This is a genomic window from Streptomyces sp. NPDC045678 (assembly GCF_056432085.1).
This window is the reverse complement of the sequence record NZ_JBWKJS010000006.1, coordinates 50,716-67,901: the sequence shown is the minus strand read 5'-3', so window position 1 is coordinate 67,901 and position 17,186 is coordinate 50,716. Positions and strand designations below refer to the sequence as shown.

Here is a 17,186-nt window from a genome sequence, read left to right as displayed (position 1 = left end):
TGCTCCCCACCCACCCACCCGTTCACCCCGCGCCGTCCAGCGAAGTAGGGGCGGGTGGGAACCCCGTCCCCCACCGGACAGGCGGGTGGGAAGCACCGCCACCGGGCGGGTGGGCGGGGAACCCATCCCCCACCGGACACAACGGGGGCGGGGTGCCCCAGCCTCCCACCGGACACGGATGGGGGCCGGGGATCCCATCCCCCCGGACACGGATGGGCGGGGAACGGGGAATCCCGTCGCCACCGGGCACGGGTGGGCGGAGAGCTCCGACGCCACCAGGCGGGCAGGGGCAAAGCACCGCCACCGGGCGAGTGGGCGGGGAGCCCTTCCCCCACCGGGCACGGGCGGGGGAGAGCCCATCCCCCACCGGACACGAGTGGACGGAGAGCTCCGACGCCACCGGGCACGAGTGGGCGAGAAACCCGCGCACTCGGGTACGAGTGAGTGGAGAGCTCCGACGCCACCAGGCACGAGCGGGCGAGAAACCCGCGCACCCGTGAGCGGGGAACCCAACGCCACCGCACCCGGCCGGCGGAGAGCCCACCCCCACCGGACACAACGGGGCAGGGATCCCCGGCTCCCACCCGGGCCCACGTGGGCGGGGCTCCCGGACGAGGCCCCTCATCCCCCACGCAGGCGGACGAGGGGGCTACCCCCACCGGACGGAGACGGAGAAGGGAGACCTCACCCCCACCGGACGGAGACGGAGAAGGGGGACCTCACCCCCACCAGACGGAGGCGGGCGAGGGGGACCTCACCCCGACCGGACGCAGGCGGGCCAGGGGCCTCACCCCCGCCGGGCCGCACCCGCGGGCGAGACGCGAGGGGACGTGGGGGTATGTGCGCACGGAGCACCGAGCGCACCCTGACGTTCAGAAACACCCGACGCGGCGCAGGGATAGCGAGTACGTACATACCCCCGCGGCCCCGCACCCACAGACGCACCCAAGGCGCACCGCCCCCACCGACCCGCAGCCGCACCGCAGCTGCAACCACCGCCACCGCCACAACCACAACCACACCCACAACCACAGCCACCGCCGCAACCACCCCCACCCCCACACCCACACCCACAACCGCCCCACCCACCGACCCCAAGGCGCAGACCCCGCCCAAGGCGCCCCGCCAGGAGAGGCTGAAGACACCGTGCAGGACGACACCCCCGCCACCTCAGAGCTCATCGCGCAGGCCCGGGCCTGGCTCGCCGAGGACCCGGACCCCGAGACCCGCGAAGAGCTCGGCAAGCTCATCGACGCCCAGGACATCACCGAGCTCGGCGCCCGCTTCGCCGGCACCCTCCAGTTCGGCACCGCCGGCCTCCGCGGCGAACTCGGCGCAGGCCCCATGCGAATGAACCGCTCCGTGGTGATCCGCGCCGCCGCCGGCCTCGCCGCGTACCTGAAGAGCAAGGGCCAGACCGACGGCCTCGTGGTCATCGGCTACGACGCCCGGTACAAGTCCGCCGACTTCGCCCGCGACACCGCCGCCGTGATGACCGGCGCCGGCCTCCGCGCCGCCGTCCTCCCCCGCCCCCTCCCCACCCCCGTCCTCGCCTTCGCCATAAGGCACCTGGGTGCCGCCGCGGGCGTGGAGGTCACGGCCAGCCACAACCCCCCGCGCGACAACGGCTACAAGGTCTACCTCGGCGACGGCTCCCAGATCGTCCCGCCCGCCGACGCGGACATCGCCGCGCAGATCGACGCGATCGCGAGCCTCCACGACGTGCCGCGCCCGGACACCGGCTGGGAGACCCTCGCCGACGACGTCCTGGAGGCCTACCTGGCCCGCACGGACGCCGTCCTGTCCCCCGGCTCCCCCCGCACCGCCCACGCCGTCTACACGGCCATGCACGGCGTCGGCAAGGACACCCTCCTCGCCGCGTTCGCCCGCGCCGGCTTCCCCGCGCCGACGCTCGTCGCCGAGCAGGCCGAGCCGGACCCGGACTTCCCCACGGTCGCGTTCCCGAACCCGGAGGAGCCGGGCGCGATGGACCTGGCCTTCGCGACGGCGGCCCGCACCACCCCCGCACCCGACCTGATCATCGCCAACGACCCGGACGCGGACCGCTGCGCGGCGGCGGTCAAGGTCGGCGCCGGCAGCACGGACTGGCGGATGCTCCGCGGCGACGAGGTGGGCGCCCTCCTCGCCGCACACCTCGTCAAGCGCGGTGCCACCGGAACCTTCGCCGAGTCGATCGTCTCCTCGTCGCTCCTCGGCCGGATCGCCGAGAAGGCGGGCCTCCCCTACGAGGAGACCCTGACCGGCTTCAAGTGGATCGCCCGCGTCGACGGCCTCCGCTACGGCTACGAAGAGGCGCTCGGCTACTGCGTCGACCCCGAGGGCGTGCGCGACAAGGACGGCATCACCGCGGCGCTCCTGCTCGCGGAACTCGCGTCCGAGCTCAAGGAGGAGGGCCGCACGTTCCTCGACCTCCTCGACGACCTCGCCGTGGAGCACGGCCTGCACGCCACCGACCAGCTGTCGGTCCGCGTCGAGGACCTGTCCCTGATCGCGGACGCGATGCGCCGCCTGCGCGAGCAGCCGCCGACGGAGCTCGCGGGCCTGGCCGTGTCGAAGGCGGAGGACCTGACGCGCGGCACGGAGACGCTGCCGCCCACCGACGGTCTGCGCTACACGCTCGACGGCGCCCGCGTCATCGTCCGCCCGAGCGGCACCGAGCCGAAGCTCAAGTGCTACCTCGAAGTGGTCGTCCCGGTGGCGGACAAGGCCGCGCTGCCCGGGGCCCGCACCCGCGCGACGGACCTCCTCGCCGCGATCAAGCGCGACCTGTCGGCGGCAGCGGGCATCTGACGCGAACCCCGGCGGGCGCCCGGTCAACAAGGTCGACAACCACCCGTCCGAGTGGTTCCGCGACGCGACTGCCGCAGTGCCCCGGTGCGCTGCCGGTCTTCCCAGGAAGGGACGACCGGTAGCGCACTTTCTCGTTCCGGGAGCCGCCGCAGTGCCGTACGGATTCTCCGAGCCCTCGACCGCCGCCCCGTCCCGCGTCCCCGCGCCCGCGTCCAGAGGCCCGCACGGCGCCGCGACCGCGCCCGGGCCGCGGCGCCTCGGGGCGCGCGCCACCGGCGCCCTGCGCCACGCCTGGCCCGCCCTCGCCGCGTACGCGGCCGTCCGCGCGCTCGGCCTCCTGGTGTTCACCGTGTGGGCCCACCGCGACCACCGCGGCGTGCGGCACCTGCTCATGGAGTCGTGGGACTGCGACTGGTACCTGAAGATCGCCCAGAACGGTTACGCCGACGAGCTCGGCACCCGGATCGACGGCAACAACCTCGCCTTCTTCCCGCTCTACCCGCTGCTCATCAGGGCGGGCGACGCCCTCGTGCCGTGGCTGCCGCGGGGTGCAGCGGGCCTCTCGGTGTCGGTGGCCGCCTCGCTGCTCGCCGCGTGGGGGATCTTCGCGGTGGGCGACCGGCTGTACGGCCGCAGGGCGGGTGTCGTCCTCGCCGTCCTCTGGGGCAGCCTGCCCGTGGCGCTCGTGCAGTGGATGGGTTACACGGAGTCCCTGTTCACGGCGTTGTGCGCCTGGTCGCTGTACGCGGTGCTCAGCGGGCGCTGGGTGTGGGCGGGCTCCCTCGCCGCGCTGGCGGGCCTGACGCGTCCCACGGGGGTGGCGGTGGCCGCGGCGGTGTCCCTGAGCGCCCTGCTCACCCTGCGCCGCCCACGCCCCGCCGCCTCCCCCCTTCGCCCGCTCCTCGGCGCCCTGCTCGCCCCCCTCGGCTGGCTCGCGTACGTCGGCTGGGTGGGCCTGCGGCTCGGCCGCTGGGACGGCTACTTCGCCGTACAGAAGCTGTGGCGCAACGAGTGGGACGGCGGTGTCGCGACGTGGCGGCGGATGCGGGACCTGTTCGTCACCGAGCGGCCCGCGCTGTTCGTGGCGATGGTGACGGTCGTCCTGCTGGGCGCGGTCGTGCTGTTCGTGCTGTCGGTGGGCGACCGGCAGCCGCTGCCCCTGCTGGTCTTCGGCGGTCTGCTGCTCGTGATCGTGCTCGGCAGCAGCGGCGTCTACTTTCCCCGGGCCCGCTTCCTGCTGCCCGGCTTTCCGCTGCTGCTGCCGGTCGCCGTGGCGCTGGCGCGCGCGAGGGCACACGTTCCCGTGACGCTGCTGACCGCGGCGGCGCTCATGTCCGCGGTGTGCGGCGGCCACATGCTCCTGGGCTGGCACGGCCCGCCGTAACCACACCCGCCACCCACCGCCGCCCCGCGCCCACATCACATCGCCGCGCGCGAACAGCCCTCAGGTCACCGCGAGCAACCCTCAGGTCACCGCGAGCAGCACCGCGAGGAGCACCGCCCCCGCCACGCACGGCGCCACGATCTCGTAGGCCCAGCGCACCACGGGCTCGCCCTGCGCGGACTCCGCGTCGGCGCGCCGTTCGGAGAGGTCGCGGAGCTCGTCCATGGAGTGGTCGCCCGCCGCGCGGGTGGGCGGGGCGGTGGGGTCGAGGAAGGGGCGGCCGCCCGTGGGGTCGCCGGACGCGGCGGCCTGCGACTGCCTGCGGGACGCCTTCTTGCGGCCGCGCAGCGAGACGGGGATCGCCCAGAGCTGGAACTTGGCGCCGGCGTTGGTGAGGACCTCGTTGGAGTAGCCGGAGCGGAGCGTCGCGACGGACGCCCACGGCAGTGTGATGGTCCGGAAGGGGTTGCGGATCCGGAGGTGGTCGTCGTTGGCGTACACGACGGGCCGTACGGTGAACGCGACGACCAGCGGCACCGCGAAGAGCAGTCCGGCGAGCGCGAGCCACGGGGTGCGGCCCTCGCCGCGGATCGCCGCGTCGATGCCGAGCCAGGCGCCCAGGGCGAGCAGCAGGACGCCGCCGGCGATGCCGGCCGGGGACCGGAAGGTGCGGTCCTTGTAGGCGGGCTCCGCCACGGGGTCTCGAGGGTCGCTCATACCCTGATTCTGCCTGAAGCCCGGCGGGGTGCCCCGGCGCCTCCCCCTGTACAGCAGCTACGCGCGTAGATATGCTCCCCTCGTGACCATGCCCACTGCATTCGCTGACGTGACAGCGTCCGACAGCACGCTCCGCCGCTTCCTTCACGGGCTGCCCGGCGTCGACGCGGTCGGCCTGGAGGCGCGTGCCGCCTCGCTCGGTACCCGTTCGATCAAGACCACGGCGAAGGCGTACGCCATCGACCTGGCCATTTCGATGATCGACCTGACGACGCTCGAGGGCGCCGACACCCCGGGCAAGGTCCGGGCGCTCGGCGCGAAGGCCGTGAACCCGGACCCGACCGACCGTGAGACCCCCCGCACCGCGGCCGTCTGCGTCTATCCGGACATGGTCGCCACCGCCAAGGAGGCCGTCGGGAACAGCGGCGTGAAGGTCGCGTCCGTCGCGACCGCCTTCCCCGCGGGCCGCGCGGCGATCGAGGTGAAGCTGGGCGACGTGCGCGAGGCCGTCGCGGCGGGCGCCGACGAGATCGACATGGTCATCGACCGGGGCGCGTTCCTGTCGGGTGACTACATGACGGTGTTCGAGCAGATCCGCGCCGTGAAGGCGGCCTGCGGCTCCGCCCGCCTGAAGGTCATCTTCGAGACCGGTGAGCTCTCGACGTACGACAACATCAAGCGCGCCAGCTGGATCGGCATGATCGCGGGCGCCGACTTCATCAAGACCTCGACCGGCAAGGTCGGCGTCAACGCCACCCCGGCCAACACCCTGCTCATGCTGGAGGCCGTCCGCGACTTCCGTGCGCAGACCGGGGTGCAGATCGGTGTGAAGCCCGCGGGCGGCATCCGCTCCACCAAGGACGCGGTGAAGTTCCTCGTGCTGGTGAACGAGACGGCCGGTCCCGACTGGCTGGACAACCACTGGTTCCGCTTCGGTGCCTCTTCGCTCCTCAACGACCTGCTCATGCAGCGTCAGAAGCTGGCCACCGGCCGCTACTCCGGCCCCGACTACGTGACGGTGGACTGATCAACATGACTTCCCCCTTCGAGTACGCTCCGGCGCCCGAGTCGCGCTCCGTCGTCGACATCGCGCCGAGCTACGGCCTGTTCATCGACGGCGAGTTCACCGAGGCCGCCGACGGCAAGGTCTTCAAGACGGTCTCCCCGTCCACCGAAGAGGTCCTCTCCGAGGTCGCGCAGGCCTCCTCCGAGGACGTCGACCGCGCGGTGAAGGCCGCCCGCAAGGCCTTCGAGAAGTGGTCGGCGCTGCCGGGTGCCGAGCGCGCCAAGTACCTCTTCCGCATCGCGCGGATCATCCAGGAGCGCAGCCGCGAACTGGCCGTCCTGGAGACGCTCGACAACGGAAAGCCCATCAAGGAGACGAGGGACGCCGACCTCCCCCTCGTCGCCGCGCACTTCTTCTACTACGCGGGCTGGGCCGACAAGCTCGACCACGCGGGCTACGGCGCGGACCCGCGCCCCCTCGGCGTCGCGGGCCAGGTCATCCCCTGGAACTTCCCGCTCCTGATGCTGGCCTGGAAGATCGCCCCGGCGCTCGCGACCGGCAACACGGTCGTCCTGAAGCCCGCCGAGACGACGCCGCTGAGCGCCCTGTTCTTCGCGGACATCTGCCGTCAGGCGGGCCTGCCCAAGGGCGTCGTCAACATCCTTCCCGGGTACGGCGACGCGGGCGCGGCCCTGACCGCCCACCCGGACGTGAACAAGGTCGCCTTCACGGGCTCCACCGCCGTCGGCAAGGCCATCGCGCGCCAGGTCGCGGGCACCGACAAGAAGGTCACGCTCGAACTGGGCGGCAAGGGCGCGAACATCGTCTTCGACGACGCCCCCATCGACCAGGCCGTCGAGGGCATCGTCACCGGCATCTTCTTCAACCAGGGCCAGGTCTGCTGCGCGGGCTCGCGCCTCCTCGTCCAGGAGTCGGTCCAGGACGAGGTCCTCGACGCGCTCAAGCGGCGCCTCTCCACCCTGCGCCTGGGCGACCCGCTGGACAAGAACACCGACATCGGCGCCATCAACTCCGCCGAGCAGCTCGCCCGCATCACCGCGCTCGCCGAGACCGGCGAGGCGGAGGGCGCGGAGCGCTGGTCGGCGCCGTGCGAGCTCCCGTCGTCCGGCTACTGGTTCGCGCCGACGCTCTTCACCAACGTCACGCAGGCGCACACCGTCGCCCGCGACGAGATCTTCGGCCCGGTGCTGTCCGTCCTCACGTTCCGTACGCCGGACGAGGCGGTCGCCAAGGCCAACAACACGCAGTACGGGCTCTCCGCCGGCATCTGGACGGAGAAGGGCTCGCGCATCCTCGCTGTCGCGAACAAGCTCCGGGCGGGCGTCGTCTGGGCCAACACTTTCAACAAGTTCGACCCGACGTCGCCGTTCGGTGGCTACAAGGAGTCGGGCTTCGGCCGCGAGGGCGGCCGGCACGGGCTGGAGGCGTACCTCGATGTCTGACCGACTCACGGTTTTCAAGACCTACAAGCTGTACGTCGGGGGCAAGTTCCCCCGCAGCGAGAGCGGCCGGGTGTACGAGGTGACCGACTCAAAGGGCAAGTGGCTGGCGAACGCGCCCCTCTCCTCCCGCAAGGACGCCCGTGACGCGGTCGTCGCCGCGCGCAAGGCGTTCGGCGGCTGGTCGGGCGCGACCGCGTACAACAGGGGCCAGGTCCTCTACCGCGTCGCGGAGATGCTGGAGGGCCGCAAGGACCAGTTCGTGCGGGAGGTGGCGGACGCGGAGGGCATCTCCAAGTCCAAGGCAGCCGCCCAGGTGGACGCGGCGATCGACCGCTGGGTCTGGTACGCGGGCTGGACCGACAAGATCGCCCAGGTCGTGGGCGGGGCGAACCCGGTCGCGGGCCCGTTCTTCAACCTGTCGACGCCGGAGCCGACGGGTGTGGTCGCGGTCGTGGCGCCCCAGGAGTCGTCGTTCCTCGGCCTCGTCTCGGTGATCGCCCCGGTGATCGCGACGGGCAGCACGGCCGTGGTGATCGCCTCCGAGAAGTCGCCGCTGCCCGCGCTCTCGCTCGGTGAGGTCCTCGCGACGTCGGACGTCCCCGGTGGCGTGGTCAACATCCTCACCGGCAGGACCGCCGAGATCGCGGCGCCGCTCGCCGCCCACCAGGACGTCAACGCGATCGACCTGACGGGCACGGACGCGGAGCCGGCGCGCGATCTGGAGATCGCCGCCGCCGACAACCTCAAGCGCGTGTTCCGTCCACAGCCTGTGGACTGGTCCGCCGACCCCGGCACGCACCGCCTGACGGCCTTCCTGGAGACCAAAACGGTCTGGCACCCGACGGGTTCGCTCGGCGCGTCCGGCTCGGCCTACTAGCCGCTCACCGGCCACTCCCGCACCGCGAAGCCCCGGCCTCCTCCGTCCAGGAGGCCGGGGCTTCGTCCTGCGTGCGCCGCGTCGCGGATCAGATGCCGAACCGGGCCGCGACCCCGTCGAGCACGCACTCCAGGCCCGTCTCGAACATCCACGCGTCGTCGTCCTTGCGGGCCGCGCCGTACGCGTAGCGCCGGTACGCCGGGTAACGGCCGCTCTCCATCAGGTAGTTCATCTGCGGCGCGAGCGCGGCCCGCGTCTCGTCCCCGCTCCGCCAGCCGTTCTCGTCGCGGTAGCGCCGCTGGACGACCTCCGCCTGGGTCGAGCCCTGCACATAGGCGCTGACGGTGCGGAAGGCGGCCATCAGCTGATCGGGGTCGAGGCCGAGCCCGTCCAGGGACGCCATCTGCCGCTCGGCGACGGCCATCCGGCTGGGCGTCAGGGCGTAGAGCGGGGCCGGCATGTGGGCCAGCCAGGGGTGGTCCAGCATCAGCTGCCGGGACTGCCGGGCGAAGGCGCACAGGGTGTCGCGCCAGCCGGTGACCTCGTCCGGCACCGCGATCTCGCCGGTCACCCACTCGACCATCAGCACCGACAGCTCACCCTTGTCGGAGACGTGGCGGTACGCGGCCATGGGCGCGACGCCGAGCTCCGTGGCGAGGCGGCGCATGGTGACGGCCGGATACCCCTCGGTGTCGGCGATCCGCACCGCGACCGCCGCGATCTTCTGAAGGGTCAACGCGGCCCGCTGCGTGGAGGCCGAACGTTCCATCCGCTCCCAGAGCGAGACGTCGGGCGCGCCCTTTTTCTGTGTGGCCATGCGTACACCGTATCCCTTGTAGACGGCGTACACATTACCTGTGTACGTTGTACGCATCGGATACGCCGTACACATCCTGCCGCACACCTCAGGGGGACCCCCATGTCCGCAACCACCCAGACCCCGCTCCGCGTCGCCGTCCTCGTCGGCTCCACCCGCGAGGGCCGCTTCGCCCCCGTCGTCACCCGCTGGGTCAAGCGCCACCTGGACCAGCGCGACGACATGCACGTCGACGTCGTCGACCTCGCCGAGACCCCGCTGCCCACGGTCATGCCCCCCTTCGGCGGCCCGGCCGCGCCCGGCACCGAGGAGGCCCTCGCCCTGGTCTCGCCGCGCCTGGCGGCGGCCGACGCGTTCGTGTTCATCACGCCGGAGTACAACCACAGCTTCCCGGCGAGCCTGAAGAACGCCATCGACTGGCACAACGAGCAGTGGCACGCCAAGCCCATCGGCTTCGTCTCCTACGGAGCCATCTCCGGCGGCCTGCGGGCGGTCGAGCAACTCCGCCTCGTCATGGCCGAGTTGAACGCGACCACCATCCGCAACACGGTCAGCCTGCACAACGCCTGGGGCCTGTTCGACGCCGAAGGACACATGACGGAGCCGGCCAGCGACGCCGCCGTCAAGACCATGCTCGACCAGCTCGCCTGGTGGGCGCTCGCGCTGCGCGACGCGAAGGCCGTCCGTCCGTACGCCGCCTGACGTCCCGTCGACCACACCCTGAGGACGTCATGAACCAGCGCACGGAAACCACCCCGCCCACCGCCCCGGAACCGACGCTCCCCGCACAGGCACCGGCGGCGCACACCCCGGACCCGCCCTCCCGCCTCGCCATCCTCGGTCTGCTGCTCGGCATCATCCTGGCCACGCTCGACGGCACCATCGTCGGCACCGCGCTCCCGACGATCGTCGGCGACCTCGGCGGGCTCGGACAGTTCTCGTGGGTGGTGACGGCCTACCTGCTCGCCGCCGCCGTCTCCACCCCCATCTGGGGCAAGATCGGCGACCTGTACGGCCGCAAGGGCAGCTATCTGACCTCGATCACGGTCTTCCTCACCGGATCCGTGCTCTGCGGACTCGCCCAGAACATGGAGCAGTTGATCGCGTTCCGTGCCCTCCAGGGGCTCGGCGCGGGCGGCCTCTTCGTCGGCGCGATGTCCCTCATGGGAACACTGCTCACGCCCGCACAGGCAGGGCGTTCGCAGTCGATGATCGGCGTCATGCTGCCCGTCGCGATGATCGGCGGCCCGCTCCTCGGCGGCTTCCTCACCGACCGGCTCGACTGGCGCTGGGTCTTCTACGTCAACGTGCCCGTCGGCGCCGTCGCGCTCCTGCTCGTCGGCCTCCTCGTCCGACTGCGCGGCGAGCGCAGCACGGCCCGGATCGACTACGCGGGCGCCGCACTCCTCACGGCGAGCATCCTGGCGCTGACGCTGCTCGGAACCTGGGGCGGCACGACGTACGACTGGCTGTCGCCGCAGATCTGCGGCCTCGCACTGCTCGCGGCGGCCTCGCTCGCCGCGTTCGCCCGTGTGGAACGGCGCGCGCCCGAACCGGTCGTCCCGCCCCGCCTGTTCCGCGACCGCAACTTCACGCTCGCCCAGGTGCTCACCTTCCTGGCCGGCGCGGCGATGATGGGGGCGGCCAGCTACCTGCCGCAGTACATGCAGTTCGTCCGCGGCATGTCGTCGACGGAGAGCGGTCTGCTGCTGCTCCCGCTGATGCTGGGCATGATGGGCACGCAGCTGTACATCGGCCGGGCGGTCGCCAAGGGCGGCGGATACCGGGCGTATCCGATCGCGGGCGGCGCCGTCGCCACGGTGGGCGCCCTGGCCCTGCTGACCGTGGACGTGGACACCGCCACGGCCGTGGCGTCCGCGCTGACGTTGGTCCTCGGCGCGGGCCTCGGCTGCCTGATGCAGCCGTCGCTCCTGATCACCATGAACAGCGCGGAGCTCCGCGACATGGGCGCCGCCAGCGGCACCAACGCGCTTCTGCGCACCATCGGCGGCTCGCTCGGCGTCGCGGTCCTCGGCTCCGTCTACACCGGCCGCCTGACCGACTCCCTCGCGGAACGGCTCGGCCCCGACGGCGGGCACCTCGCGGGCGGCGGGCCGACCCCCGCGCTCCTGCACGGCCTCCCCGAGCCGGCACGCGACGCCTTCCGGGCCGGTGTCGCCGGCGGACTGCACGGCGTCATGGCCGGCACGGCCGTGCTCTGCGCCCTCGCGCTCGCGGTGGCATGGCTGATCCGCGAAGTACCGCTGCGGACCGGACCGGAGGCCGCCGCGTCCGGCGACTAGCTCGGCAGCAGCCGCGTCGCCCCGCCCACGACCGGCAGGTCGGCCAGGGACCCGCCCGAGGTCAGCGGTCCCGTGACGAAGCCCGTGTTCACCGGCTTGAAGTCCGCGACCTGCGTACCGAGCGTGTTGTCGAGCGGGTCGGCGCTGGTGTTGGCCAGCGGGTCCAGCTGCAGGTCCTTGACCGGAGCGAGCCCGCCGGCCGCCGAGTGGTGCAGCGCCGTCGACAGACCCTGCAACGGCGACGCCGAAGGCCCCGGCTCCGCCGCCGCGGCAGCCGCCGTACCGCCCACCCCGAGCGCCGCCCCCGCCGCCGTCACGGTGAGCCCCGCCCGCAACAGCGCGCGCGAACCGGACCGGGGGAGCTTCTTCACTGCGTGTCGTGCCATGGGTACCGCTCACATCCGTGCGTCGTAGAGTAATCGAGCGAGCACGTAGCGTAGTTGACGGAGCGTGCCCGAACCAAGGCCCCTCGGCGTGGCGGCGCGTGCGGCGGCACGGGAGCGGGACGGGGGAGCCCCATCCCGGGCGCCTCGGTTGATAATGGCTCCCGTCCACACGGACGCGCCGTGTCGGGAGATGCGGTCCACTCCGGCTGCAAAGGCTCAGAGAATTGGGTTCCCATCCCCCGATACCGACCCGTGTCGTGCTGCTGACGGGCCCTTCCGGCTCGGGGAAGTCGTCGTTCGCCGCCCGGTCGGGGCTGCCCGTGCTGTGTCTGGACGACTTCTACAAGGAAGCCGGTGACCCCACGCTGCCGGTGGTCCCGGGCAGTTCGGACATCGACTGGGACTCGCCGGACTCCTGGGACTCCGACGTGGCGGTCGCCGCGATCGAGGAGCTGTGCCGGACGGGGCGCACGAACGTGCCGGTCTACGACATCTCGATCAGTGCGCGCGTCGGGCAGGAGGCCCTGGACATCGAGCGCACGCCGCTCTTCGTCGCCGAGGGCATCTTCGCGGCGGACATCGTGGAGCGGTGCCGGGAGCTCGGTGTGCTGGCCGACGCGATCTGTCTGCGGGGGCGGCCCGCGACCACGTTCCGGCGGCGGCTGCTGCGGGATCTGCGGGAGGGGCGCAAGTCCGTGCCGTTCCTGCTGCGGCGCGGCTGGCGGCTCATGCGGGCGGAGCGCGCCATCGTGGCGCGGCAGACCGCGCTGGGTGCGCACCCCTGCGCGAAGGACGAGGCGTTGGGGCGGGTCGCGGCGGCAGCGGCCGGCCGGTGCGTGCAGGCGCGGGCCCGGGCCTCCTCGTAGCGGAGCCGGAGCAGCCCGGGAAAAGCAGAGGGACCGGAAAGACCCCCCGGCCTTCCGGTCCTCCACTTGTTTCCCCCGTGCGGTCCCCCGTGCAACCGCCGCAACCCCCCGGAGCGACGGTCCCCCGTGTTCCCCCTGCCCCTCAGGCGACCAACTCGCCGAAGGACTCCTCCTCGTCACGGCCGAAGCTGAGGACCTCGTCCTCGCGCAGCCGGCGGAGCGACCGCCAGATGCTGGACTTCACCGTGCCGACGCTGATGTCGAGGATGTCCGCGATCTCGGGGTCCGTACGACCCTCGTAGTAGCGGAGCACGAGCATCGTGCGCTGCAGTTCGGGGAGGCGGGCCAGGGCCTGCCAGAGAACCGCGCGCAGCTCCGTGCCGCGCATCGCGTCCGTGTCGCCCACCGTCTCCGGCAGTTCCTCGGTCGGGTATTCGTTCAGCTTGCGGCGGCGCCACGCGCTGATGTGCAGATTCGTCATGGTGCGGCGGAGGTAGCCCCCGACCGCGGCCTTGTCGCTGATCCGGTCCCACGCCCGGTACGTCGAGAAGAGGGCGCTCTGCAGCAGGTCCTCGGCCTCGAACCGGTCGCCGGTCAGGTGGTAGGCGGTTGCGTACAGGGAGGCGCGGCGTTCCTGTACGTAGGCGGTGAACTCCGCCTCCGACAGTGACTTCCGCTCCCCCGAGCCCTCCCCGTACGCGGCTCCCCCGTGAGCCCTGTCAACCACCGTCATGAACCCGGTGTGCTGACGCCCGGCGCCGCGAGCGCACCCCCGCCCGCTCACGGCACCGGACTTCTCAGACCCCCGTCCGACGTCGTGGAGACGCGTGACAACTGCGCTCGAGCTGGTGCTGTGCAGCGTATTCATCTTGCGCCCCCCGTCGGTGGAGTCCGGCTTCTTCCGTGTGACCAGAACTCTGCCGCAGTGACTTCATGGCGGTGTCCGTCGACTGTCACAGGCCTGTCACAGGGGTCGGGGAGGTCTTCCACCTGTGAAGGTCACGTGTGGGTGCGGGCATCTACCTGCCCATTACGAGCCCGGGGAGGCTCCAGCAGTCGAACTGGGGCCGTGGCATGGGACAGAATGACGTCCGTGCCTTCCCTGTTGCTGATCGAGGACGACGACGCCATCCGGACGGCCCTGGAGCTTTCGCTGACGCGCCAGGGGCATCGGGTGGCCACTGCTGCCACCGGCGAGGACGGTCTGAAGCTGCTCGGCGAGCAGCGGCCCGACCTGATCGTGCTGGATGTGATGCTGCCGGGCATCGACGGCTTCGAGGTGTGCCGTCGCATCCGGCGCACCGACCAGCTGCCGATCATCCTGCTGACCGCGCGCAGCGACGACATCGACGTGGTCGTGGGCCTGGAGTCCGGGGCCGACGACTATGTGGTCAAGCCCGTGCAGGGCCGGGTCCTGGACGCCCGGATCCGGGCCGTGCTGCGGCGCGGTGAGCGCGAGGCGAACGACGCGGCGACGTTCGGTTCGCTGGTCATCGACCGGGCCGCGATGACCGTCACGAAGAACGGCGAGGACCTGCAGCTCACACCCACCGAGTTGCGGCTGCTCCTGGAGCTGAGCCGCAGGCCGGGACAGGCCCTGTCGCGGCAGCAGTTGCTGCGTCTGGTGTGGGAGCACGACTACCTCGGCGACTCGCGGCTCGTGGACGCGTGTGTGCAGCGGCTGCGCGCCAAGGTCGAGGACGTGCCCTCGTCGCCGACCCTGATCCGTACGGTGCGTGGCGTCGGATACCGGCTGGACACGCCTCAGTGACCAAACCGCACGACAAGCTCCGCGGCTGGGCCGCGGCGCGCAAGGCGATACTGGCGGGTCTGCGCTTCACGAGTCTGCGGCTGCGGCTCGTCGTGGTGTTCGGGCTCGTGGCGCTCACCGCGGCGGTCTCCGCGTCCGGCATCGCGTACTGGCTCAACCGCGAGGCGGTCCTGACGCGCGCGCAGGACGCGGCGCTCAAGGACTTCAGGCAGCAGATGCAGAACCGTGCGGGCGCGCTGCCCGCCGACGTCTCGCAGGCCGAACTGCAGGCGACCGCCGAGCAGATGGCGAGCAGCGGCCAGCGCTACAGCGTGCTCCTGGTCGCGGAGAAGAAGGGCGGCGGCCAGCTCGTCGGCTACTCCGACCTGGACGCCTTCACGCTCGCCAAGGTGCCTGCCGCGCTGCAGCAGGCGGTGAACAAGAAGCAGCCGCTGACCTCCGGCAACAAGAGCCCGTACCACCTGTACTGGCAGCGGACCGCCGACCACGGCACCCCGCATCTGGTGGGCGGTGCCAAGGTGATCGGTGGCGGTCCGACCGGTTACCTGCTCAAGTCCCTGGAGCCGGAGGCGAAGGACCTCAGTTCGCTGGGCTGGTCCCTGGCCATCGCCACGGGTCTCGCGCTGATCGGCTCGGCGCTGCTCGCGCAGGCCGCCGCGACGACCGTGCTGAAGCCCGTGCACCGTCTCGGTGTGGCGGCGCGGCGCCTCGGCGAGGGGAAGCTGGAGACGCGGCTGCGGGTGTCGGGCACCGATGAGCTCGCCGACCTGTCCCGCACGTTCAACAGGACCGCCGAGAACCTGGAGAAGAAGGTCGCCGACATGAGCGCCCGCGACGAGGCGTCCCGGCGCTTCGTCGCCGACATGTCGCACGAGCTGCGCACCCCGCTGACCGCGATCACCGCGGTGACGGAGGTCCTGGAGGAGGAGCTCGACGCGGAGACGGGGTCCGTGGACCCGATGATCGAGCCGGCCGTACGCCTCGTGGTGAGCGAGACCCGCCGCCTGAACGACCTCGTGGAGAACCTCATGGAGGTCACCCGCTTCGACGCGGGGACCGCGCGCCTGGTCCTGGACGACGTCGACATCGCCGACCAGATCACCGCGTGCATCGACGCGCGCGCCTGGCTGGACGCGGTCGAGCTGGACGCCGAGCGCGGCATCATGGTCCGCCTCGACCCGCGCCGCCTCGACGTGATCCTGGCGAACCTCATCGGCAACGCCCTCAAGCACGGCGGCTCCCCGGTGGAGGTGTCGGTGCGCCTGGAGGACGCGAAGCTGGTCATCGCCGTACGCGACCATGGTCCCGGTATCCCGGAGGACGTGCTGCCGCACGTCTTCGACCGCTTCTACAAGGCGAGCGCGTCCCGGCCGCGGTCCGAGGGCAGCGGCCTCGGACTGTCCATCGCGCTGGAGAACGCGCACATCCACGGCGGCGAGATCACCGCCGCGAACTCGCCGGAGGGCGGCGCGGTCTTCACGCTGTGGCTGCCGCGCGAGGGTGAGCGGGCCGAGGGCGACCCGGGCGACGAGGACGGGCGTACGGAAGGGGGCCAGGCGTGAACGGGCGTCGTATCCGTGCCGTGGCCGCCGTCGTGGGGCTCGCCGCCGTGCTCGCCGGGTGCGGGATCAGAACGACCGAGGTGCCGACGGACTACGGCGCGGCGCCTTCGCGGGTGCCGTGTGTGATGTCGGGCTCCACCCTCGCGTCGCAGTCGGGCAGCGGGGTGCCGGTGGAGGTCTTCCTGGTGTGCGCGGCGCAGCTGGTGACCGTCGACCGCGATGTGCAGCTGCCCACGGACAAGGCGACCACCGACCGGGTGCGCATCGCGCAGGCCCTCCTCGACGAGCTGGCGACGCCTCCCTCGGACGCGGAGAAGCAGGCGGGCTTCGCCACGGACGTGCGGAGCGGCACCACCGTCTCCGGGCCGCGCAAGGGCGACCCGGCCGAGGCGCTGCGGCTGAGCGCTCCGCCGGAGAACCTGTCGACGTTCGCGCTCGCGCAGATCGTGTGCACGCTGGCCGACAACGCGTCGTCGGGCGACGGCACGGTGGTCATGGGCGGCCCCGGAAACAGCCCCCTGCGGCGCTACGAGTGCACTCCGGAGGTGCGGTCCCGGCCGGGGACCGTGGCGCCGCCTGTGCAAACCGTCGGGTAACCCGCGGACGGGTACGCGGAACCGATCCTGCCGCCCCCGGCGTCTTGGGGGGCGTGCTTCAAGGCTCGGGCGGCCACGGTGCCGCCATCCGCTTCCGTGCGGCGGGGGGACTCCTCCTCGTCGCACATCTTCTGCTCGTCGGGTGGATCACGCTGCGCCCGCTCGACGTCCCCTGGGTGAGCGCCGCGAACATGGAGCCGCTCGCCGGGATCAAGGCGGATCTGGCGCTGGGCGGCATGCAGGCGGCCCGCCGGATCGGCGAGAGTGTGCTGCTGCTCGCCCCGCTCGGTGTGCTGCTTCCGCTGGCCGGCGGCCGGCTCGTGGTCTCGCCGTGGGGTTCGCTGGTGCGCACGGTCGCCGCCGGGGCGATGCTGTCGCTCGGCATCGAGCTGCTGCAGACCGGGGTGCCCGGTCAGGTCGTCGACATCGACTCGCTGCTCCTGAACACCTTCGGGGTGGCGCTCGCGCATGTCGCCGTCGTGCCCGCGGCCAGGGCGCGGCTCCGTCGCGGAGGTGACGGAAAGACGTGCGTGGCCCTCCCCCGGGAGGAGACGTCTCAGGGTCCGACCCCGACGATTCCCAGGGTCGGTATCGCACCGTAGAGCGATGCTTTGACCTGGTTCGTGA

General features: G+C 72.2%; 16 protein-coding genes. 12 read left to right on the top strand and 4 right to left on the bottom strand.

Annotated elements, in window-relative coordinates:
* Positions 1 to 1,146 precede the first annotated feature (1,146 nt).
* Both AC07DO_RS21520 and AC07DO_RS21515 read left to right on the top strand, forming a co-directional pair.
* A complete protein-coding gene (locus AC07DO_RS21520) occupies positions 1,147 to 2,811 on the top strand; it encodes a phospho-sugar mutase (RefSeq protein WP_479061736.1) in 1,665 nt (554 codons plus the stop codon).
* Between the two features lie 151 nt (positions 2,812 to 2,962).
* Complete coding sequence (locus tag AC07DO_RS21515; protein ID WP_479061734.1) at positions 2,963 to 4,195, top strand: hypothetical protein; 1,233 nt, start codon at positions 2,963 to 2,965, stop codon at positions 4,193 to 4,195.
* Positions 4,196 to 4,276: 81 nt separating this feature from the next.
* On the opposite strand, the gene AC07DO_RS21510 is transcribed toward AC07DO_RS21515, so the two are convergent.
* A complete protein-coding gene (locus tag AC07DO_RS21510) occupies positions 4,277 to 4,912 on the bottom strand; it encodes a PH domain-containing protein (RefSeq protein ID WP_479061733.1) in 636 nt (211 codons plus the stop codon).
* Positions 4,913 to 5,000: 88 nt separating this feature from the next.
* On the opposite strand from AC07DO_RS21510, the gene deoC reads away from it, so the two are divergent.
* The 3 genes from deoC to AC07DO_RS21495 are packed head-to-tail and all read left to right on the top strand — an operon-like array spanning position 5,001 to position 8,258.
* Complete coding sequence (gene deoC / locus AC07DO_RS21505) at positions 5,001 to 5,939, top strand: deoxyribose-phosphate aldolase (protein WP_479061731.1); 939 nt, start codon at positions 5,001 to 5,003, stop codon at positions 5,937 to 5,939.
* Positions 5,940 to 5,944: 5 nt separating this feature from the next.
* Positions 5,945 to 7,381 carry an aldehyde dehydrogenase family protein gene (locus AC07DO_RS21500; RefSeq protein ID WP_479061729.1) on the top strand — a complete coding sequence of 479 codons (1,437 nt, stop codon included), beginning with the start codon at positions 5,945 to 5,947 and terminating at the stop codon, positions 7,379 to 7,381.
* Entirely contained in the window at positions 7,374 to 8,258 is an 885-nt protein-coding gene (locus tag AC07DO_RS21495) for an aldehyde dehydrogenase family protein (protein ID WP_479061727.1), read from the top strand. The genes AC07DO_RS21500 and AC07DO_RS21495 overlap by 8 nt, the downstream gene beginning before the upstream one ends.
* A gap of 88 nt (positions 8,259 to 8,346) precedes the next feature.
* Here the strand turns inward: AC07DO_RS21495 and AC07DO_RS21490 are convergent, their stop codons facing one another.
* Positions 8,347 to 9,075 carry a TetR/AcrR family transcriptional regulator gene (locus AC07DO_RS21490; protein ID WP_479061725.1) on the bottom strand — a complete coding sequence of 243 codons (729 nt, stop codon included), beginning with the start codon at positions 9,073 to 9,075 and terminating at the stop codon, positions 8,347 to 8,349.
* Positions 9,076 to 9,177: 102 nt separating this feature from the next.
* Between AC07DO_RS21490 and AC07DO_RS21485 the strand changes: the two genes are divergently transcribed.
* Both AC07DO_RS21485 and AC07DO_RS21480 read left to right on the top strand, forming a co-directional pair.
* Positions 9,178 to 9,777: an NADPH-dependent FMN reductase gene (locus AC07DO_RS21485; RefSeq protein WP_479061723.1), complete on the top strand. Its 600-nt coding sequence runs from the start codon at positions 9,178 to 9,180 to the stop codon at positions 9,775 to 9,777.
* 29 nt (positions 9,778 to 9,806) lie between these two features.
* The gene (locus AC07DO_RS21480) at positions 9,807 to 11,378 is read left to right on the top strand and encodes an MDR family MFS transporter (RefSeq protein ID WP_479061721.1); all 1,572 of its coding nucleotides are present in this window, start codon (positions 9,807 to 9,809) and stop codon (positions 11,376 to 11,378) included.
* On the opposite strand, the gene AC07DO_RS21475 is transcribed toward AC07DO_RS21480, so the two are convergent.
* The gene (locus AC07DO_RS21475) at positions 11,375 to 11,764 is read right to left on the bottom strand and encodes a hypothetical protein (protein ID WP_479061719.1); all 390 of its coding nucleotides are present in this window, start codon (positions 11,762 to 11,764) and stop codon (positions 11,375 to 11,377) included. The genes AC07DO_RS21480 and AC07DO_RS21475 overlap by 4 nt on opposite strands.
* Before the next feature lie 224 nt (positions 11,765 to 11,988).
* On the opposite strand from AC07DO_RS21475, the gene AC07DO_RS21470 reads away from it, so the two are divergent.
* Entirely contained in the window at positions 11,989 to 12,630 is a 642-nt protein-coding gene (locus AC07DO_RS21470) for a uridine kinase family protein (protein WP_479061717.1), read from the top strand.
* A 142-nt stretch (positions 12,631 to 12,772) separates the two neighbouring features.
* Here the strand turns inward: AC07DO_RS21470 and AC07DO_RS21465 are convergent, their stop codons facing one another.
* Entirely contained in the window at positions 12,773 to 13,498 is a 726-nt protein-coding gene (locus AC07DO_RS21465; RefSeq protein WP_479061716.1) for a SigE family RNA polymerase sigma factor, read from the bottom strand.
* 225 nt (positions 13,499 to 13,723) lie between these two features.
* Between AC07DO_RS21465 and afsQ1 the strand changes: the two genes are divergently transcribed.
* From afsQ1 to AC07DO_RS21445, 4 genes are read left to right on the top strand one after another with little or no spacing between them, the layout of a single operon-like run.
* Positions 13,724 to 14,401: a two-component system response regulator AfsQ1 gene (gene afsQ1, locus AC07DO_RS21460; protein ID WP_030779097.1), complete on the top strand. Its 678-nt coding sequence runs from the start codon at positions 13,724 to 13,726 to the stop codon at positions 14,399 to 14,401.
* Positions 14,398 to 15,963: an ATP-binding protein gene (locus tag AC07DO_RS21455; protein ID WP_479061714.1), complete on the top strand. Its 1,566-nt coding sequence runs from the start codon at positions 14,398 to 14,400 to the stop codon at positions 15,961 to 15,963. Before afsQ1 ends, AC07DO_RS21455 begins: the two co-directional genes overlap by 4 nt.
* On the top strand, positions 15,960 to 16,559 hold the full coding sequence (locus AC07DO_RS21450; RefSeq protein WP_479061712.1) for a hypothetical protein: 600 nt from the start codon (positions 15,960 to 15,962) through the stop codon (positions 16,557 to 16,559). The genes AC07DO_RS21455 and AC07DO_RS21450 overlap by 4 nt, the downstream gene beginning before the upstream one ends.
* Positions 16,560 to 16,612: 53 nt before the next feature.
* On the top strand, positions 16,613 to 17,161 hold the full coding sequence (locus AC07DO_RS21445) for a VanZ family protein (protein WP_479061710.1): 549 nt from the start codon (positions 16,613 to 16,615) through the stop codon (positions 17,159 to 17,161).
* Positions 17,162 to 17,186: the final 25 nt, after the last annotated feature.